Origin of the sequence: Neoalteromonas flava (assembly GCF_002807685.1) — a bacterium.
GTDB lineage: Bacteria > Pseudomonadota > Gammaproteobacteria > Enterobacterales > Alteromonadaceae > Alteromonas_E > Alteromonas_E flava.
Map to the genome: position 1 here is coordinate 379,752 of NZ_PEAX01000002.1, position 19,234 is coordinate 398,985.

At 45.8% G+C, this 19,234-nt stretch carries 19 protein-coding genes; 7 read left to right on the top strand and 12 right to left on the bottom strand.

The window, feature by feature from the left end; translation table 11 throughout:
* Positions 1–20 precede the first annotated feature (20 nt).
* Genes CSH92_RS05570 through CSH92_RS05585 form a run of 4 tightly spaced genes read left to right on the top strand, consistent with a single transcriptional unit; the run spans position 21 to position 2,561 of the window.
* On the top strand, positions 21–707 hold the full coding sequence (locus CSH92_RS05570; protein WP_100656621.1) for a YggS family pyridoxal phosphate-dependent enzyme: 687 nt from the start codon (positions 21–23) through the stop codon (positions 705–707).
* A complete protein-coding gene (gene proC / locus CSH92_RS05575) occupies positions 707–1,561 on the top strand; it encodes a pyrroline-5-carboxylate reductase (protein WP_276307858.1) in 855 nt (284 codons plus the stop codon). Before CSH92_RS05570 ends, proC begins: the two co-directional genes overlap by 1 nt.
* Before the next feature lie 15 nt (positions 1,562–1,576).
* Positions 1,577–2,116 (top strand): YggT family protein, encoded by a 540-nt coding sequence (locus CSH92_RS05580; RefSeq protein WP_100656623.1) that lies wholly within the window; start codon positions 1,577–1,579, stop codon positions 2,114–2,116.
* Between the two features lie 16 nt (positions 2,117–2,132).
* On the top strand, positions 2,133–2,561 hold the full coding sequence (locus tag CSH92_RS05585) for a DUF4426 domain-containing protein (protein ID WP_100656624.1): 429 nt from the start codon (positions 2,133–2,135) through the stop codon (positions 2,559–2,561).
* On the opposite strand, the gene CSH92_RS05590 is transcribed toward CSH92_RS05585, so the two are convergent.
* From CSH92_RS05590 to yaaA, 4 genes are all read right to left on the bottom strand, one after another.
* Positions 2,562–3,065 (bottom strand): GAF domain-containing protein, encoded by a 504-nt coding sequence (locus CSH92_RS05590; protein ID WP_100656625.1) that lies wholly within the window; start codon positions 3,063–3,065, stop codon positions 2,562–2,564.
* A 28-nt stretch (positions 3,066–3,093) separates the two neighbouring features.
* Complete coding sequence (locus CSH92_RS05595) at positions 3,094–3,429, bottom strand: VOC family protein (RefSeq protein ID WP_100656626.1); 336 nt, start codon at positions 3,427–3,429, stop codon at positions 3,094–3,096.
* A gap of 150 nt (positions 3,430–3,579) precedes the next feature.
* Positions 3,580–4,713 (bottom strand): EAL domain-containing protein, encoded by a 1,134-nt coding sequence (locus CSH92_RS05600; protein ID WP_100656627.1) that lies wholly within the window; start codon positions 4,711–4,713, stop codon positions 3,580–3,582.
* Positions 4,714–4,810: 97 nt separating this feature from the next.
* The gene (gene yaaA / locus CSH92_RS05605; RefSeq protein ID WP_100656628.1) at positions 4,811–5,581 is read right to left on the bottom strand and encodes a peroxide stress protein YaaA; all 771 of its coding nucleotides are present in this window, start codon (positions 5,579–5,581) and stop codon (positions 4,811–4,813) included.
* 163 nt (positions 5,582–5,744) lie between these two features.
* Here yaaA and tal point away from each other — a divergent pair, with 163 nt between their 5' ends.
* The 3 genes from tal (at position 5,745) to CSH92_RS05620 (ending at position 9,006) form a co-directional block, all read left to right on the top strand.
* Positions 5,745–6,698 (top strand): transaldolase, encoded by a 954-nt coding sequence (gene tal, locus CSH92_RS05610; protein WP_100656629.1) that lies wholly within the window; start codon positions 5,745–5,747, stop codon positions 6,696–6,698.
* A gap of 306 nt (positions 6,699–7,004) precedes the next feature.
* Positions 7,005–8,666 carry a glucose-6-phosphate isomerase gene (gene pgi, locus CSH92_RS05615; protein WP_100656630.1) on the top strand — a complete coding sequence of 554 codons (1,662 nt, stop codon included), beginning with the start codon at positions 7,005–7,007 and terminating at the stop codon, positions 8,664–8,666.
* Positions 8,667–8,835: 169 nt separating this feature from the next.
* Positions 8,836–9,006, top strand: a complete 171-nt coding sequence (locus CSH92_RS05620) for a DUF3545 family protein (protein WP_164084661.1) — start codon at positions 8,836–8,838, stop codon at positions 9,004–9,006.
* Between the two features lie 49 nt (positions 9,007–9,055).
* On the opposite strand, the gene ung is transcribed toward CSH92_RS05620, so the two are convergent.
* From ung to CSH92_RS05660, 8 genes are all read right to left on the bottom strand, one after another.
* Positions 9,056–9,718 carry a uracil-DNA glycosylase gene (gene ung, locus CSH92_RS05625; RefSeq protein ID WP_100656631.1) on the bottom strand — a complete coding sequence of 221 codons (663 nt, stop codon included), beginning with the start codon at positions 9,716–9,718 and terminating at the stop codon, positions 9,056–9,058.
* A 6-nt stretch (positions 9,719–9,724) separates the two neighbouring features.
* On the bottom strand, positions 9,725–11,008 hold the full coding sequence (gene thrC, locus CSH92_RS05630; RefSeq protein WP_100656632.1) for a threonine synthase: 1,284 nt from the start codon (positions 11,006–11,008) through the stop codon (positions 9,725–9,727).
* A 16-nt stretch (positions 11,009–11,024) separates the two neighbouring features.
* The gene (gene thrB, locus CSH92_RS05635; protein ID WP_100656633.1) at positions 11,025–11,984 is read right to left on the bottom strand and encodes a homoserine kinase; all 960 of its coding nucleotides are present in this window, start codon (positions 11,982–11,984) and stop codon (positions 11,025–11,027) included.
* The gene (gene thrA, locus CSH92_RS05640) at positions 11,974–14,439 is read right to left on the bottom strand and encodes a bifunctional aspartate kinase/homoserine dehydrogenase I (RefSeq protein WP_100656634.1); all 2,466 of its coding nucleotides are present in this window, start codon (positions 14,437–14,439) and stop codon (positions 11,974–11,976) included. The genes thrB and thrA overlap by 11 nt, the downstream gene beginning before the upstream one ends.
* Before the next feature lie 331 nt (positions 14,440–14,770).
* Entirely contained in the window at positions 14,771–16,828 is a 2,058-nt protein-coding gene (locus CSH92_RS05645; protein WP_100656635.1) for a type IV pilus modification PilV family protein, read from the bottom strand.
* A 10-nt stretch (positions 16,829–16,838) separates the two neighbouring features.
* Entirely contained in the window at positions 16,839–17,972 is a 1,134-nt protein-coding gene (locus CSH92_RS05650; RefSeq protein ID WP_100656636.1) for a PilX N-terminal domain-containing pilus assembly protein, read from the bottom strand.
* Entirely contained in the window at positions 17,965–18,600 is a 636-nt protein-coding gene (locus CSH92_RS05655) for a prepilin cleavage protein (RefSeq protein WP_100656637.1), read from the bottom strand. Before CSH92_RS05655 ends, CSH92_RS05650 begins: the two co-directional genes overlap by 8 nt.
* Positions 18,594–19,121 (bottom strand): GspH/FimT family pseudopilin, encoded by a 528-nt coding sequence (locus CSH92_RS05660; RefSeq protein WP_124916925.1) that lies wholly within the window; start codon positions 19,119–19,121, stop codon positions 18,594–18,596. The genes CSH92_RS05655 and CSH92_RS05660 overlap by 7 nt, the downstream gene beginning before the upstream one ends.
* Positions 19,122–19,234: the final 113 nt, after the last annotated feature.

Consider the following 19,234-nt stretch of genomic DNA (forward strand, 5'->3'; position numbering starts at 1 on the left):
CCGAGAAAACTAAACACGCTATGCAAACAATAGCAGATCGACTGGAAAGCGCCTACAAGATGATTGCGCACGCAACTGAAGTTGCCCATCGTCCAGCAAAATCAGTTAAATTACTAGCAGTTAGCAAAACTAAACCCGTATCAGATTTACAACAAGCGTATGCTGCAGGGCAACGTTTGTTCGGGGAGAATTACGTCCAGGAAGGCGTCGATAAAATTATCGAAATGAGCGCGTACAGCGATATTGAGTGGCATTTTATTGGGCCGTTACAGTCCAACAAAACTAAAGCCGTGGCTGAACACTTTGCGTGGGTACAAAGTGTTGATCGATTAAAGATCGCACGGCGTTTATCGGCGCAACGACCAACGGACCGCAGCCCCTTAAATATCTGCATTCAAGTCAATATTGATAACGAGGAAACAAAATCAGGAGTGGCACCAGACGAGGTTGAGGATTTCGCCAAGGAACTTACAAAATTACCAAATATCGAGTTACGTGGATTAATGGCAATCCCGAGCAATTCTAGCGACGTAGCAATGCAAAAGGCCAGTTTCAGCCGCATGAATGAATTGTTCACCCACTTGAAACAGCAATATTCAACCATAGATACATTATCTATAGGAATGAGTAATGATGCGGAAATTGCGATTGAGTGCGGTTCCACTATGGTAAGAATAGGCACGGCAGTTTTTGGGCGCAGAGATTAATCAAGTCAAGGCAACAATATTTTGGGAGTAGCATGCAAACTAAACACGTAGGATTTATCGGCGCGGGCAACATGAGCCGCAGTATTATCGCAGGATTGATCGAGTCAGGATATTCACCTAGCGCGATTACCGCTAGTAACCGGTCGACTGAGAAATTGATGAACCTACAAGATGAATTTGGCATCAACATCACCACTGACAACGATGCCGTTGTTGCCTACGCAGATGTTATTGTTATGTCAGTTAAACCACAACTGATGGCCGACGTGCTTGGCGCTTTAGATACTGCACAAATTACTGACGATAAGGTTTTCATGTCAATTGCTGCGGGGATTAAGTTACAGCGACTGAGCGAAATGTTACCGGCAGCGTCAAAGTGGGTGCGTGCAATGCCAAACACGCCTAGTGCAGTGGGAGCTGGCCTTACTGGTCTGATTGCCAACAGCAACGTTAGTGAAACAGAACGCGATCTCTGCGGTGATTTAATGGCAGCTGTTGGCGAAGTTGTTTGGGTAGACGAAGAAGCACAAATCGATGGCGTGATTGCGGCCGCAGGCAGCGCTCCTGCCTACTTCTTTTTGTTTTTAGAGGCGATGCAAGCAGAAGCTGAAAAAATGGGCTTCAGTCACACTCAGGCGCGTTTAATGGTGCAACAAGCTATGTTTGGTGCAGCCAAAATGGTGGTCAAGAATCCAGATGTTGAACTTTCCACGTTGCGTGAGAATGTGACATCCAAAGGCGGTACTACCGCTCAAGCACTGCAAACTTTTATGCAGGGTGGCTTAGAAAAATTGGTAAGCCAAGCGATGCAGGCTGCGGTCAAACGTGCCGAAGAAATGTCGAATGAATTTTAACTAAAAGAGCCCTTTATGAACGCTACTTATTTTCTGATCACAACCTTGTTCAACCTTTATTTGATGGTTGTTTTATTGCGTCTATGGATGCAATGGGTTCGCGCTGATTTTTATAATCCATTGAGCCAAGTCGTGGTAAAGGCAACCCAACCCGTGGTCGGCCCAATGCGCCGGTTGATACCCTCGATTGGCCCCTTCGATACCGCGACCTTTCTTTTCGCATTGTTAGTGTCTGTCGCTAAGATAACCACAATATCCTTAGTATTTAATGCAAACTTTGCACCGCTTGCGGTTGTTATTTCAGCCGGTGTCGATGTACTACGAGAAGGTTTAAGCTTGGTATTCTGGATCCTGATCTTACGAGCGATATTAAGCTGGATTAGCCAAGGTAATAATCCTATCGAATATGTCACCATGCAGTTAACTGAACCCTTCTTAGCTCCGATCCGCAGATTCATTCCGCCGATGGGAGGACTAGACTTATCAGTTTTGGTGGCGATCATAGGATTGCAATTTATTCGTATTTTACTGGGCGACATTTTCGGCGGCTTTTAATTTCTGGGGAGAAAACATGCGAGATTTCGCGTATGGATTAATTGGGCTCATTTTACTGGCCCTAAGTGGTGGAGCTAACGCTGAGCAAAAAGTTACACTGGGGGATTGGGACGTTCATTACATGGTCGTTAATACGACTTTTCTAACCCCTGAAATAGCCAAAGCGAATGGCATCGTTCGCAGTCGGTTTAATGCATTAGTGAACATTTCTGTGCTCGATGCCACATCCAAAAAAGCGCTAGATCCTGCCGTTTCAGGCAGTGCAACCAATTTGATCGGGACTACTAAGCAACTCAACTTTAAACGTGTTCGCGAAGGTGAGGCTATCTACTACCTAGCAGTATTACCGTATCGCGACCTGGAGACCTATCGCTTCGCAATTCAAATACAATCGGGCAACGAACAACAGACCTTAAACTTTTCGCAAAAACTATATACTGAATAGTCATTCAGCTTTGGCGCCTTCCGACGTCAAAATTTCGGTATTAACCATATCGCGAAATTTTTTTAACATTTCAAAATCTGATTCGGTAAAAACCCGCGGCTGTGGGTCGAAAACGCACAGGGTCCCCAGTGGCTGGTCATCGCTGCTACGTACCACTGCTCCGGCATAAAACCGCACCATGGGGCCTGACAGAACATTTTGCGTGTTCGCAAAGCGCGGATCTTTGCGCGCATCCTCGACATACATTACATCGTCTTCTGCTATCGCATGCACGCAAAACGACACTGACAAATCAGTTTCTGAATCTGAGATACCGTCTTTGGATTTAAACCACTGGCGCTCGGCGTCAATTAGCGTGATAGTCGCTATCGCTACATTAAAATATTGTTTAGCTAAGCGCGTAATGCTGTCAAAGCGCTTTTCCGGTGCGGTATCCAAAAGTTCGGTGCGATATAACGCCGCAAGACGAGCGGTGTCTTGCGCCAAGATTTCTGGGTAATGCATAGCGAATGAAACTCACGTTTAAGGTTAATTAAAACTGGTCAAACATTATCTGATTGCCATCAGGATCAGTAAATACACAGTGACATGGCCCTTCTGTCCCATTGGTTTTAGTAACGGGCGGATAGCCTGCTTCGATCATGCCTTCTTCTATGGCGCGGGCATTGTCGGGGTTGAACGTTAAAATATTGCGCTCAAACATATCTTTAAACAAACCAATCACTACCGCACCTTTTTGCAATATCAACCAGTTTTCTTCGATTGACCCGCAACCTTCACAAATAGCAAATCCAAGAGCCTCATAAAAGGCTTTGGATTTTTGCATATCCTTAACCGCTAAACTTACCGAAAATTGTCCAAGTTCCATTATTACCTCCTGCTCACATAAGGTAAAAATAGTCGTTAGAGGTCGATTCCACAATGTTGCCGACGCGCTTCACCGAGTCTGGCACGCCCATGGCCTATTGCTTTAAACCTAATATGCTTGTAGCACTCGACATTCGATGAGTGAACCTATCTACCTAAAGGCTTTAGCAGCATCTTTTAATGGTTTAGTAGAATTCGATATCTGGTCTTCGACTTGTTTAGAGACTGTGTTTGGCAACTTTTTCGGTTTAGCAAAATAAAAGCCCTGTAAATAATCCGCGCCCATGTCGACCAACATTCGATGTTCTTCTGCGCGCTCGATTCCCTCAGCAATCACTCGAATGCTATTGTCTCTGGCTATTTGGATAAGGTGTTCAACGATGGACTGTTTTAATGGATCCGAATCGATATGTTGCACTAGGTCCATGTCAATCTTAACGTAGTCTGGACGTACATCTTTAAGCATGTTTAGCCCAGACCATCCAGAGCCGACATCATCCAGCGCGACACCAAACCCTGCATTGCGATAAAACGCCAATATGCCACGTAAATGTGCCATATCTGTAACGCGGTGGGTTTCAGTGATTTCAAACACGATATCGCTGGGCTTAAATCCTAAATCCGCAATTGCCGTCGCTGTTGAACGCAGACAATAAGCCGGGTCGTATATACTGGATGGATTAAAATTGATAAAAACCTTGCTGTTAATGCCAGCTTTTGCTGCACATTCAACAGCAGATCGACGCGCAGCTAAATCAACGGAGAAAAGTAGCTCAGAAGAATGCGCCATAGAAAATATTAACGCGGGTGACATCAAGTTTTGGTCTTGATCAAAAGCACGAAATAGAGCCTCATGGGCGAAGGTGCGCAATTCGCCGGGTTTTGAATCGGCATAGACAATCGGTTGGAACCAACTTTCATACCTCTGGTTGTCTATCGCCTCTATAATCCAACTGCTTTTATGCCGATGAATAAACACATCGGCAGGCAGCACTTTACCAAATTGATCCGGTTGCAGTTGCTCTCCAGCTGGCGCAGTAATAATTTTCGATTTTGCCAAGGTTGGGGGTTCAAGAGTGCCAGCGAGTTGCAGCAGAAATTTTTCGATCCGCTCACGGCCGATGGTCAGTGAAATGCAATGCGAGTTTTCAGGTGTTGCGGCATACCCATTAATGCCGCACATGTGTGCCAATTTTCCAAAGGCGTCAGTGGTCGGCACATAGATCCAAAACGTCGTTTCGTCAAAATAGTATTCGTCTATACTTTCACAATCTTCACACCACATACCAAAGCTCCACCACACTGATATATGGATTAAATACTCGAAAAAACCTTATATGGATCGTGTTTTCAGAGAAATCTATTGAGTAAAACAGCGATGTCTACTGCTTGCGTGTAAACACCCAATCTTCCGCTGTGCTCAATGCTGCGTCATACGTGTAACCTTCTACATCGAATTTTTTCAGCTGCTCAACATCAGTAATGTGATTCTGTAGAATAAAGCGAGCCATTAATCCACGCGCTTTCTTAGCAAAGAAACTGATCACTTTATATTGCCCGTTCTTGAAATCTTTAAATACTGGCGTAATGATTTGCGCATCTAATTGGCGTTTTTTTACCGCTTTAAAGTATTCATTAGAAGCAAGATTAACCAATGTTTCTGACCCTATATGGGCAAGCTGTTGATTCAATACTTGTGTAATCCTGTCACCCCAAAACTCATACAAGTTCTTGTGTTTGGGAGTGGTTAACGATGTTCCCATTTCTAGCCGATACGCCTGCATCAAATCTAATGGTCGTAGCACACCGTAGAGACCTGACAATATGCGCAGGTGCTGCTGAGCAAATTCGAGCTCCTTTGGTTGCAGAGAGTCAGCTTGCAAGCCGGCGTATACATCTCCGTTGAAAGTTAGCGCTGCGGGTTTGGCATTATCGTTAGTAAATGGAAATTCAAAACTATTAAACCTTTCTGCGTTTAAGATCGCTAACTTATCACTGATTTTCATTAGCGATGATAATTCAGCAGGCGATAACTGACGGCAAACATCCACCAGCACTTTGGCGTCGCTTAACAATTCAGGTTGAGTCGTTGCATGGCTCACCTTAACAGGTTCGAGGTCTAGATTTTTCGCAGGGGATAACACAACTAACATAACAACAATTTCACTTTCATTTGTCTTTCGTTTGGTTAGAAGATTGCGGCAATCTGGAAAAAACCAAGCGATGACGAAAAATTATATTTAATTCCTGCAGATAACTAGCACTCAAAAGCCGACAGTTATACCCTATGCACATTAAGAACTATGAGAATCCAAAATGTCTGATCAATTGACCGCCTTGCGCGAAATGACAACTGTCGTTGCCGACACAGGTGATATTGAAGCTATCAAAAAATATCAGCCGGTTGACGCCACAACGAATCCTTCATTATTACTTAAGGCGGCAGAGTTACCGCAGTATGCAACCCTTATTGACGACGCAATTGCCTATGCCAAAGCCCAAGGCGGCTCTGTGCTTGAACAAGTTGACAATGCTAGCGATAAATTAGCGGTAAGCATTGGGCATCAAATTCAACAAATTATTCCTGGCCGTATCTCGACAGAAGTTGATGCTCGCCTATCTTTTGATACCCAAGCGACAATTGCTAAAGCGGAAAAGTTGATCCGTTTGTATGCTGATGCTGGTGTCGATAAGTCGCGAATTCTGATTAAAATTGCGTCTACATGGGAAGGGATAAAAGCTGCAGAATACTTAGAGAAACAAGGTATCAATTGTAACCTCACCTTATTATTTAGTTTCGCTCAGGCGCAGGCTTGTGCTGAAGCTGGCGTATTTTTGATTTCACCCTTTGTGGGCCGCATTTTAGATTGGTACAAGAAAAGTACAGGCACTGCTGAATATGCAGCTGAGGAAGACCCAGGCGTACTGTCGGTAACGAAAATCTATAACTACTATAAGCAGCATGGGTACACAACAGTCGTAATGGGAGCGAGCTTCCGCAACACTGGCGAGATCATTGAGTTAGCCGGGTGTGATCGACTCACCATCAGCCCGCAGCTATTAGAAGAGCTAGCCAACACCCCTGGAACTCTAGTCCAGAAATTACAACCTGCCACTGCTCTAAAAGCTCAACCGGCAGCGTTGTCAGAGAGCGAATTCCGTTGGGCGCACAATGAGGATGCTATGGCGACAGAAAAACTCGCTGAGGGGATCCGTAACTTTGCGGCTGACCAAAAAAAGCTGGAAGCATTACTTAAAGCTAAATTTTAATGGGTGTAATGCTTTAGCATTACATATTTATTACCCGCAATTCGTTCGTTGGTCCAATTCTGGGGAGATTAATTGAAAAGTAAGGTTTGCTGACTCAACAGTCAGCAAACCTTACTTTCAATAAGTGATTTATGTCTTGATTATGGGTTAATTTGCGAATTGCATCCTCACTTGCTGATGTCCCTCACAAATAGCTGCTCTGACCATTCGCTTGATTAACAATTCCTGCACTTTTTAACTGCACAGCACTGGCACAATCCTTTACTATAAGAGCGTATTAAAACAATTCCCAGATAAGGACCTATCATGCCGAATACCAATGCTTCTGCTCAATGGCAAGCCCTAAATCAACATGCCAAGCGAATGGACGGCCTGCATATGCGGGACTTATTTTCCCAAGACCCTGCACGGGCATCGCGTTATTCTGCAGAGGCTTGCGGTATCAATCTCGACTACTCTAAAAATCGTATTGATGATGAACTTCTGACGTCATTGTTTGAGTTAGCTCGGGAATGTAATGTCGAGCAGCAGCGTGACGCTATGTTTGCTGGTGAAACAATCAACACTACAGAAGGCAGAGCGGTACTACATACTGCGTTACGCAATTTCAGCGATAGAGCGATCTTAGTCGATGGACTGGATGTCATGCCTGAAATTACTGCGACTTTAGAAAAAATACGCACTTTCACCGATTCGGTCCACAGTGGTGAACACAAGGGTTACACAGGTAGTACGATCAAAGACATTGTAGCGATCGGGATTGGCGGCTCCTTTTTAGGCCCCAAGATCATGACCGAAGCACTAAAGCCCTTACAATCAGATAAAGTCAACGTGCACTTTGTCGCCAACGTTGATGGTTGTCATATCCGAGACGTACTCAGCAAACTGGATCATCGCACAACACTGATTGTAATGTCGTCTAAATCCTTCACCACACAAGAAACCTTGCAAAACACATTGTCTGCCAAAGCTTGGTTTTTAAGCGCTGGTGGCACCCAGCAAGATATTGCAAAACATTTTGTATGTGTGTCTTCAAACGTCAAAGCCGCAGAAGAGTTTGGCATAGCCAGTGACAATATTTTCCCAATGTGGGATTGGGTCGGCGGGCGCTACAGTTTATGGTCAGCGATTGGTTTACCTATCGCTCTTGCATTAGGCTTTGAACATTTTGAAGCGCTGCTAAAAGGCGCGTTCGCGATGGACGAGCATTTCCACAATGCACCATTACAGAGCAACCTGCCCTGCATAATGGCATTACTCGGTGTTTGGTACCGTAACTTTCAGGGCGCACAGAGTCATGTACTACTGCCCTACTATCACTATTTGCGTGGCTTCCCGGCTTATGTGCAGCAACTTGATATGGAAAGTAATGGCAAACAAGTCAATCAAGTTGGCGAACCGGTTAGCTGTGCTACGGGGCCGATCATTTGGGGCAGTGAAGGCACAAATGGACAACACTCATTCCATCAATTGATCCATCAAAGTAACACTTTAATCCCAGCAGATTTTATTCTGCCGCTTAGCGTATACGACAATCAGAGTGATGCGGCTAAACAGCATCATGCAATGCTTGCATCTAATTGCTTTGGCCAAACGCAAGCGTTAATGCAAGGAAAAAGCTATGCCGAATGTCTTGACGACCTTGCAAACAGTAATATCGACGAGCAAGAAAAGGCGCGCTTAGCAGCACATAAAACCATGCCTGGAAATAAGCCAAGTAACATTTTGCGCTTTGAACGTCTCGACCCGTTTACCCTTGGCGCATTAGTTGCTTTATACGAGCACAAGGTTTTTGTACAAGGGGTTATCTGGGGCCTAAACTCTTTTGACCAATGGGGAGTGGAATTAGGAAAAGTGCTTGGTAATCAGGTGCTTGAAGGAATTAACGGCGAACGCGACTTAGCTCAATTTGATGCTTCTACAGCAGCGCAAATCGCCGCTTTCCAACAAGTCCAAAGCACTAAATAGGTGCAAGGGCCCAGTAACCAAAATGTCATCAAATGTTAACTTTGCGTTAACATTTTGGTTTTATCTTGTCAGTCGTTGTGGTATTAATAACGTGTGAGTTGAGCAAGTTGAGAAGTATGCTTCGACGAACACTCGTAGTGTGCGCAAAAATAACTATAAGGAGATCGCCGTGAATAAAAAAGATGTATTCGCGATGGTAGATAGTGAAAATAAATCGAGCAAACAACGAAACAAAAAGCGCAAGTGGCGCGAAATAGAGGCGATTCAAGACCGCTTCAGACTAGAAAAAGAGCTCGCTGAATTCGATATGGATTTCGATTTGGATACAGCAATCAGATAAAACCAAACGGCCGCACTATTATGCGGCCGTTTTTGTTTGTACTGATCAGCTATAGCTGCCAATCAATTGGTTGTTTCTTTTGGGCGACTAACCATTCGTTTGCTGTCGAAAAGTGACCGCAACCAATAAATCCGCGATGTGCCGACAGTGGTGACGGATGCGGGGCATTGAGTATACAATGACGTTTGGGGTCGACATGGCTCGCCTTGCGTTGTGCGTGGCCGCCCCAGAGCATAAACACAACTCCTTCAGATTCGCGGCTAATCACATCGATTACGCGGTCGGTAAATTGTTCCCAACCCAATTTAGCATGTGAATGCGCAGCCCCATGTGTAACGGTTAAAACCGTGTTCAGCAACAAAACACCTTGTTCTGCCCAAGCCTGCAAATTGCCATGGGTCGGGATTGCATACTCTGCATAATCCCTGGTCAATTCTTTGTAGATATTTTTTAATGAAGGCGGTGGTTTTATACCTGCTGGCACAGAAAAGCAAAGCCCATGGGCTTGACCTTCGCCATGATAAGGGTCCTGCCCTAAAATAACCACTTTGACCTGCGCAAATGGGGTTAGGGCAAAAGCGCTAAAGACTTGGTCTTGTGGCGGGTAAATCACCTCACCTTGTTGTCTACGTTGCGCCAATTCCTGCATCATCGCGATGAAATATGGCTGCTGCTTTTCTGCCCCAAGCACATCATGCCAGGTTAATGCCATAACAGCCTAACCTAACGTAGCAAACAAATACGTTTTAAGTGCGGCATAATCAGCACTGCTTTCGGCCGCTAGACTTTCTTTACCTGCCACCTCAGCTAAAGCCGGCGGCAAATTGATCGGGCGACCCAGCACGTTCTCTACCGATTCTCTAAACTTGGCCGGATGTGCGGTACCTAAAAACAAGCCAGTCTCACCCTCTTGTAAATGATGCTGCAAAGCACGATAAGCCACTGCAGCATGGGGTTCGCTGATATAACCTAGCTTGGCAAGCTGCTTCATGGCCAACTGTGTATAATCTTCATCCACCATCTCGCCGGTGATGCAATCAGGCGTGATTTCCTTGCGTGCCAGCATAGCCTCAATGCGCGGCCAATTGTTCGGTTGACTCACATCCATCGCATTTGAGAGTGTTGCGATGGTTGGTTTAGGTTGCCATTGCCCGGTACGCAAAAAGCGCGGCACGGTATCATTCAGATTAGTAGCAGCGACGAAGCGTTTGATCGGAAGGCCCAATACTTTAGCAATAACACCTGCGGTCAGGTTACCAAAATTGCCACTGGGTACCGATACCACTAGCTGCTCACGCTTATCTTTAGGTAACTGCGCCACAGCTTCAAAGTAATAACAAACTTGAGCAACTAAACGGCTAATATTAATTGAATTTGCTGAATTTAAATGCAAACCATCGCGCACATCAGGATCATCAAACGCTTGCTTCACCAACGCCTGACAAGCGTCAAAGTCACCGTCTATCGCAACAGTATGTATATTCCCGCCTAAGGTAGTAAACAATTTTTCTTGCAGTGGGCTGATCTTACCTTTCGGGAACAAGATCACCACATTGATATTGTCGATACCATGGAATGCATGTGCTACAGCAGCGCCTGTATCACCCGATGTTGCCGTTAGAATCGTAATCGGTTGACCGTGACTGATATTCGCCAAGCATTGCGCCATGAAACGGCCGCCAAAGTCTTTGAATGCCAAGGTAGGCCCATGAAAAAGTTCTAAACAGTAGGTTTTGTCACCGATCGCTTCGATGGGTGCTGGGAAGTTAAAGGCTGTGGTAACGATGTTACGCAAAACTTCTGGTGCTAAATCATCGCCGATAAGGTGTGACAGAATCGCGATACTGCGCTCCACCAGAGGCATATCTAATAGTTCGTCGACGTTATCTAATGCCACAAACTGTTCAGGAAAAAATAATCCTTGTTGTTTGCCCAAGCCGGTTTTTACGGCTTGGGGGAAATCCACGCGCTGTTCAGCGACTTTTAAATTAACTAATTCCACGCAACTCTTCTCACTGTTATTCTGTTCTTGCCCCGATTGCCGGGACTGTGCATATATGACTAAATCCATCATCATTTTGCACATAATGTTGTTCTAAATAGGCTTTGATGGTCTCGGCTTTACTTAGTTCATCACTCACGCAAAACACCGTGGGCCCGGAGCCAGATATCCCAAAAGCGAGCCCGCCTAAAGCAAGTGTTGCCTCGCGCGCAGCATCAAATCCCGGCAGCAGTTGCTTACGCCAAGGCTCTGCAATCACATCATGAATAACTCTCGCAGCGCTGGCAGCATCTTGGCGATGTAACGCATCGATAAACACTCCGACTTGGCGCCCAAAGGTCAACACATCAGCGCGCGGATATTCGGTAGGTAAAATATCTCTAGCGGCAGCCGTCGACACGGATAAACCAGAGTAACAGACAACCCAATACCATTGCTTGAGATTAGGCAACACCCGACAAGGCGCTGAATTGTCTCCGGTCATTAACGTAATACCGCCCAGATAGGCCGGTGCAACATTGTCATAATGTATGCTGCCGCTGATCCGCCCTTCTAACTCAGCCATCATATTGAGTAATTGGTCAGCAGAGAATTTCTGCCCCATAAACTCATTTAACGCAGTTAAACCTGCCACAATAGAGGCGGCACTGCTGCCTAATCCACTACCAATAGGCAGACGTTTTTCAAGATGTAACGCCAGCGATGGCAGTGCTTGCCCTACTTTGGCGAGTTGCTCGGCGTAATAGTGATAGCACTGCATGACAATATTGTCTTGCATCGCGCCAGGTAATCGATTGGCAAACTTTCCTGACACCGTAAGTCGCGTCTCAGAAGCGCTTTCAACTCGCACACTGTCACCCAATTGGGTGCCATCGATGGGTTCTATTGCCGCACCTAATATGTCAAAACCAAGACTTATATTACCTATTGAGGCCGGTGAGTAAGCCGTAACCGGCGCAGATTGACTACTGGACATCTTGTTTCCATGGCATGGTTCTTAAAATATCAGCAAAGACGCCCGCTGCCGTAACCGTTGCGCCTGCTCCATAACCTCTTATAACATAAGGAATAGGCTGATAATAGGCACTATGTATCGCCAACGCATTTTCACCGTCTTTTACAGCGGCCAGCGGGTGTTCCAGAGGTACTTCTTGAATGCTCACTGTGCATTTCCCGTCACTAATTGCACCCACATAGCGTAATACTTTGCCCTCTGCTTTCGCTGTTTCTACGCGCTTCGAAAAGGCAGCGTCTACCGCCGGTAGGTTTGCTAAAAAAGCGTCTACCGAACCGGATGCATCAAAATCTTCCGGTAAAACCGACTCAATTTGAATATCCGTTAGTTCAAGCTTCATATCCGCTTCACGTGCCATAATTAACAACTTGCGGGCCACATCCATACCGCTGAGGTCGTCCCTGGGGTCAGGCTCTGTATAGCCCTTTTCGCGGGCTATTTTGGTTGCTTCTGAAAGTGTTTTCCCAGCTTCCAGTTCTCCAAATACATAAGATAGTGAACCAGAAAGGATCCCCTCGAAACGCACCAAACTATCACCGGCACTCAGCAACTTCTGCAAGTTATCAATGACCGGCAGTCCTGCACCCACAGTCGCCTCATATAAGTATTGGCGACTGGTTAACTGTGCCACATCGTGCAGTTGGTGATAATACTTGAGGGATTTAGTATTAGCTTTCTTATTGGGCGTCACTACATGAAATCCGCTTTCCAACAATCCTAAATACATATCGGCTACTGAGTCACTACTCGTGCAATCAACAATGACTGGGTTAACCAGCGCATTATCGGAGACGAAATCACTGATAGTTTCGGCTGAGAAAGTTTGCTCCGCAGCTGCTAAGCGGTCTTTCCATCCGTTGTTGAGGTCGATACCCAAAGGATCCAGTAATATTTTTCTGCTATTTGCAATCCCATAGACGGTTAAACGTACATTGCGCGCTAGTAATTGCGCTTGCTGACGCTCGATCTGGGCAAGTAAAGCACTACCTACGGTGCCGCAACCAATCAGAAATACATCAATAGTGTGTGAATTAGAGAAGAAGTTTTGATGGATAACCTTCACCGCTTTTTTACCCTTGCGACCTTCAATGACAGTCGAAATAGAACGTTCGGAAGAGCCCTGAGCAATAGCCACATTGTTCACTCGAGCTTGTGCGAGTGCAGCGAAGAAACGCGCTGCTAAGCCTTTTTGGTGACGCATGCCATCACCGACAAGTGTGACTATAGCGAGTCCTCTGCGCACTTCGATTGGATCCAGAAGCTGATTTGATAACTCCAATGCAAACGCGTCTTCCAATACATCTAACGCTTTAGTCGCGTCTTTCTCATGGATACAAAAACTAATGCTGTATTCGCTGGAAGACTGGGTAATTAGGCATATCGAGATATTTGCATGTGCCAATACTTCAAACACGCGACTGGCCATGCCAACCATGCCTTTCATACCTGGCCCTGCAACATTAAACATGGCCATATCATCAAGCTGAGATATCCCTTTGACACTGGTCCACTTAGTGCTTGGTTCAGCGCTGATCAAGGTACCTAGTGCTGAAGGGTTAAGGGTATTTTTAATCCAGCAAGGAATATGAAATTGAGCAATCGGACCAATCGTTTTCGGGTGTAAAACTTTAGCCCCAAAGTACGACAGTTCCATGGCTTCTTGATAGGTGAGCTTGTCCAGCAAGACCGCGCCTTCCACTTGATTCGGGTCAGCGTTATACACGCCATCCACGTCGGTCCATATTTCACAGCACTGCGCGTTAATGCAGGCCGCCAAGATAGCCGCTGAATAGTCAGAACCATTACGTCCCAAAGTCACCTTTTCACCGTCACTATTAGCGGCGACAAAACCTGGCATGATCAACAGTTCTGAACCATCCGTGGGTATGTCCGCAAAACGCGCTCGACTGGTCTGTAAGTCCGCAACACTGTCCAAATAGTCACCCTCAGCAACGACGTATTGCACAGGGTCTATAATCCTATTTTTGACACCTGAAGCGCTGAGCAAGTGACTGAAGAGCGTTACACTCACGTATTCACCAATACTTAGAATCCCTGCCGTTACTGCAGGCGGCGCCATCCCTAACAATCGAACGCCTTCTAATTGAGCGGCCAAGGACGATAAACGCTCGTTGATATAGGCTGACACTTGCTCAAGGTCAAATTCTGGCACAGCGGTATGCAGTTCAGTGGCAATGCTGTTTAGCGTCATTTCTAATTTGGCAAACAATTCACCAAAATCGCGACTTTCAGCTGCCTCATCGCAGAGTAAAGACAGTGCATTGGTAACACCTTTAGGTGCGGACAACACCACTGCAGCCCCTTCGGCTGCATGAGCTTGACGGCTAATATCCACCACATTTAAATAGCGCTGCGCGTCTGCAAGTGATGAACCACCAAACTTCATAACCTTCATCGCTTATTCTCCCTTACCTGTTCTCACCGCAAAAAAAAACCCGCTTGGACTAAGCGGGCTTTCGTTGAATTAGCTTTACGCACTAGCCAACGACCGCCCTGTTTAAGGTGGTTGTCATCATGCCGGTAGTGCTAATAATTGTTTTCATGGGTGCAATGTGACGTATAGACGTCTAGATGTCAATACCGTTTTTAAAATTTACCCCATTTGCTGCATCATTTGCTACCACCGAGACGCAACACTAACTGTATCAAAGTCGCATAGAGGTTCAACACGCAAAGAACTGCAATAAGAAAAGTTCCCGGCTATTGCAGCCGGGAACAGTAATTGACTAGATAGGCACTAACTCGATGATCAAGGCGAATTCACGATTTGAGGTGGCAGATAATTTCTTACTTAAATCGAGCTTATTAGTGGTGACCACACTGCCATCAGGCTGCTTAACTTTTAATGTGGCGATGTAACCTGGCTTAGCGAAAGTAAATTCAATAAAGCCATTATAATTCTCAGACACATTCGCACAGTTAAAGAACGGCGTTGATTTTCCTTTTGGCACATCAATCAAACAACTAAAGTTATTCGGTTGTGGATCTATAGAAATCGTCGTTAAGTCGACGTAGCTGGCCTTCTTAGTATTATTAGTTTCACAGCTTTCAGCCACTCCATTGGTGGTAATAATACAGTTAATGTCGACCACTAAGCCGTAAAATTTCTCAGTCCCTGATTTGCTGCTGACTGTAACAGTCACGGTATCATCCACTCGACCAGCAGCGACTTCATCCGGTGATATTGGTCCAGTACCCGTAATACTCGCGTTATATGCGTAGCCCTGTACACCTACGTTGGTCACACCATCGGTTTTCGCTTCCAGACGACCACGGCTGTAGGTGCCATAAAAATCATTCACCGGGTCAACAATAGTTTCGATATCTTCTTGGGTAACCGTTGCAATGACAGGATTTACCGTACTCCAATCCGATAACAAGGTTAGATTAATATCGTAGAAGGGCGTGTAGGCTTTCCAGTCTGGATCATTAGCCGCAATCATACCTTGTACCGCTGCCAAGTGTGATGACGTCATACGGTCAAGATAAATCCCACGGGCAATCAATTGATAACCCCCGGGCAATACTGTCATATCCCGTCCTGCTGGTTTCGTAGGGCGTGCACCGCCAACGATTTCGGCTTCGATAACACCTTCTGAATAGGTGGTATAGGCGGTTAAATTAGCACCGGCAAACAAATACGCATCGTCAAATTCAACAATGTCAATTAACTGCCAATCGGGATACAAGGTAAAGAATCCGTTCACGCGTTTAAAGCGACAGGCCTCGTGATATTTGTCGCCGATACCCGACGCTAACGAAAAGTTACCCAAATTATCGCGGAAGTAATGTTTATGTGGGCCCCCATTTTCCATGCGGTAATAGTCTTCATTGGCTATCGTTGTGGCATTGTCATGATGGTCGCGGCAACACTGAACACATAAAGAGGGTTGTTGGTTATTAGCCGGAACCCCAGTCATTTTTGTCATTTCGCTGCCTGGTTTGACGATTAATTCACCGTTATTCAAAACGGTCATTGCGGCAGACATGCCTTTACCACTGCCAGCCAATGCGCACGTGCAATTAACTGTTAAAAATTCCTCTTGCTCAAGCTTATCGGTTTGATTCTGCAATTCGATGTAGCGAATCGTTTCGAACTGTACAATGTTATTCTCGCCTTGATTATCAATATCAGGTACTGGCTTACTGGTTTCAATCTTTTCGCCGTTACCCAAATCATAAGAAATAACATCCGGAGCAGCGCCTGGCGTGTAAGCGACCTGAGGCTGATTTTTCGCGTTGTTAGTTTCATTCGTTGCCTGGAAACTTCGGCCTACAGGAATGGGAGCAATGTTGCCGTCAATGGTTACATTCTTCGCATTCCCTTCACTGTCTACATAAGCTACCGTGACAGTTACCGCCTTCTGTGAGGGGTATGTGGGCAGCACCAGAGGTAAGCCGGGATTCCCCGCATTTAGCCAGGTATCGGCGGTACCATCTGCATCAGTGTCAACAAAGTATTGGTCTGTTACTTGCCAACTACGGGTAAATTGATGCACCTGCCCAGCGGCTGATTTGATCGCAATATTCACCGGCCCTGCTGCAATTGCACCGCCAAAGTTATTCACAATGTCATTGTACGCAATCACCCCCGCAGTGGTCTGTAACTCTTCGAATTGACGCAGATCATCAAGCTTCTCTTGCGCCAATTCGGTGGCTACGGAGCGTAAATTTATCGTCGTATCCGAACGAATAAACTCACTTTGTAACGTGACATAACCGGTTACACCGATCATTACGATCAATGCCACCACTATTACTTCAACTAAGGCAAAACCTCTCATACTTACCTCTCTAAAAATCGCGCCAGCTGCCAGGAATGCGAGCGACACGCTGGAAAGTGTCGTTTAATTCGAGTTGAGCCAGGACGTCAGCATCGTAAACTGCGTTGTAGGTACCGTTAGCGTGACCAACTGGATGATTTGAAGCAACCACGCCATTGACCAAAGCACCACCAATCATATTGATTTCAAAATTAGCTACTACGCCAGGTTTACGAAAAGAAAAAACCATTCCATTTATCTCGGCGCCACCATTCATGGTTAGATCACCGTCGGTTACTACTAAAATCACCGGGTCAGCGATTGTCCCTACCACTGTACCGGCGTTGATTTGGCAATTGCCATCCATCCAAATTAAGCCTGATGTGCCGGCATTAAGTCCCGCACAGGTGTTGATAATTTGATCCGCATCGGACCTTAACGTGGCCCATTCATTCTCAGGAACGTTAAATAAATACTCCATCAGATCGGTTGGAAAACTCGGATCATTGTCAAGAATATCCAAGTCCTTAAAACCCTTCTCCGAGTAGGGCGAAGAACTGCAGTTGCCATCATTAAATTCCTGTAAGCCACAGGTTGTACCGCTACCATTGTTTAGGTCTACGGCTAAATCTGTCCAAATCGACAATGGAACACCAGTCCCACCACCGTTGGGATTCGCTGCAACCTCAAAGTTGCCTCCCACCGACAAACCTCCCGCTACGATCAGCGGTACATCCGGTGGATTGGCCAGCACCGAATACTGCAAAGCTTGCTCAGTGACTGTTACAGAGGCTAAACCATCCGCTGAAGTTCCAACCGAAGTAATAGTTACCACATCTACCGTAGACGACAGACGATTAACCTGCTGACGCACCCCGTTAGCATTAAATTGGCTTTGATTGGTCAGCACTTCATTAAATGCTGCGCCGTTCCACCGTGGTTCATCATGCAAACGACCGAATGATTTGCTTAAGCCAGCCTCCGCAGCAGCAAATGCTTCTTTATAGTTTTGCGTATTCAGCGTAATTTGATGTTCAACTGATTTGATCCGCCCCGTATACAAGGTTCCTAAAGTCACCAAGACCAACAAAAGAATTGACGCCGCCAACATCATGGCGCCGCGCTGAGAAAAAGAAGAAGGGTGTTGAGGAAGATGATTAATCATAATTTCTTACCACAAAGCTTGAATCGAAACGCCGACTTATCGCATTGTCAGCCACTAGCTGGGCTTGCAGACTGATAGTAATTTCGTTGGCTGCAATGCCATTTTCAATGATTTGATTGAGTACAAAGGTCAGCGATGTCACGACTGTCATACCGGGATCCGTTAATGGTATCCAGCCTAAATCCGCGCATTGTAATCCATTAGTACGCATTTCCACGACGCCATTGCGCAGCCGATAACCGTAGTTTTCATTTACCCCAGCTGCTACGTCCATTACGCCATTATTGTTATCATCGTAGGCAAACACGATGCAGCTGTTGAGTAACTCACCAGGAAACTCACTGATTTGTAATGTTCCGGCAAAGGGCGATGGATTCGCTGCTGGATCGGCAATCATGACCAATGTGCTGCCATTATAGCCAGCACGTCGAACGTCCCGAGTGATCAACGTCATGACGTTGCCCACTTCTTCATTTAGCCTAGAACTGGCCAGTAATTTTGCATTCACGCCCATCCCATAGCCAACTAAACCAGCGAGTGCGGAAATTGCCGTCACGCCAATTGCTAGTGCAATCAATAATTCAATGAGTGATGCGCCGGTTTGTTGTTTTCTACTTTTCACTAACATTGTGGATATGTCCCCAAGTCACCAACCTCAGTGCAAACACGGAGTCTACCTACGGTGTTTAATTCAATGCGCGCTTCGGTACTGCCATCAGAGAGCACAAACGACCCAGCGTTATTTAACGCCATCCCGCGTTGACCGTCATACACCGTGAATCCGTTCCCACCAAAATTAATTTCCTGCAAAACGATATTTTCAAAATCGGCTGCCGCAACCACGCGCTCCACGCCATCCACTAAACAACTATTCGCCACCTGACAGTTGCAAGGTCCAACATCACTAATACCAATGCACCAAGGTGTTGTTGCTTCAAACGAGACCGTCACATTGTTGCCTGAGCTAATCGCTCGCGCGCGCGCAGCTTGCATGGCAAAATAACTCGACTCAACAGCACCTTTGTGTGTCATGGTGCGTTGTGCGTCGATGATTGATGGCGCACCCAACGAGATAACTAATCCGATCAATGCTATGACCACAACGAGCTCGATCAGAGTTAAACCGTGAGTGATGTACGTGCTTCGCAAAATTAATACCTAAACGTTAATTAATTAAATCTATACTATAGTCCTATTGAATCATTGTAGATGAGATCCCGCACTTAAGCGTATCTGTCTGCACAATTGGTATAAGAGGTAAT

Excerpts from the sequence above, each read along its gene's own strand:
- CSH92_RS05570 (WP_100656621.1), top strand. The coding sequence starts at position 21 with ATGCAAACAATAGCAGATCGACTGGAAAGCGCCTACAAGATGATTGCG.
- CSH92_RS05585 (WP_100656624.1), top strand. The coding sequence starts at position 2,133 with ATGCGAGATTTCGCGTATGGATTAATTGGGCTCATTTTACTGGCCCTA.
- CSH92_RS05600 (WP_100656627.1), bottom strand. The coding sequence starts at position 4,713 with ATGTGGTGTGAAGATTGTGAAAGTATAGACGAATACTATTTTGACGAA.
- CSH92_RS05590 (WP_100656625.1), bottom strand. The coding sequence starts at position 3,065 with ATGCATTACCCAGAAATCTTGGCGCAAGACACCGCTCGTCTTGCGGCG.
- CSH92_RS05650 (WP_100656636.1), bottom strand. The coding sequence starts at position 17,972 with ATGATTAATCATCTTCCTCAACACCCTTCTTCTTTTTCTCAGCGCGGC.
- CSH92_RS05655 (WP_100656637.1), bottom strand. The coding sequence starts at position 18,600 with ATGTTAGTGAAAAGTAGAAAACAACAAACCGGCGCATCACTCATTGAA.
- pgi (WP_100656630.1), top strand. The coding sequence starts at position 7,005 with ATGCCGAATACCAATGCTTCTGCTCAATGGCAAGCCCTAAATCAACAT.
- thrB (WP_100656633.1), bottom strand. The coding sequence starts at position 11,984 with ATGTCCAGTAGTCAATCTGCGCCGGTTACGGCTTACTCACCGGCCTCA.
- yaaA (WP_100656628.1), bottom strand. The coding sequence starts at position 5,581 with ATGTTAGTTGTGTTATCCCCTGCGAAAAATCTAGACCTCGAACCTGTT.
- ung (WP_100656631.1), bottom strand. The coding sequence starts at position 9,718 with ATGGCATTAACCTGGCATGATGTGCTTGGGGCAGAAAAGCAGCAGCCA.
- tal (WP_100656629.1), top strand. The coding sequence starts at position 5,745 with ATGTCTGATCAATTGACCGCCTTGCGCGAAATGACAACTGTCGTTGCC.
- thrA (WP_100656634.1), bottom strand. The coding sequence starts at position 14,439 with ATGAAGGTTATGAAGTTTGGTGGTTCATCACTTGCAGACGCGCAGCGC.
- CSH92_RS05595 (WP_100656626.1), bottom strand. The coding sequence starts at position 3,429 with ATGGAACTTGGACAATTTTCGGTAAGTTTAGCGGTTAAGGATATGCAA.
- CSH92_RS05645 (WP_100656635.1), bottom strand. The coding sequence starts at position 16,828 with ATGAGAGGTTTTGCCTTAGTTGAAGTAATAGTGGTGGCATTGATCGTA.
- CSH92_RS05580 (WP_100656623.1), top strand. The coding sequence starts at position 1,577 with ATGAACGCTACTTATTTTCTGATCACAACCTTGTTCAACCTTTATTTG.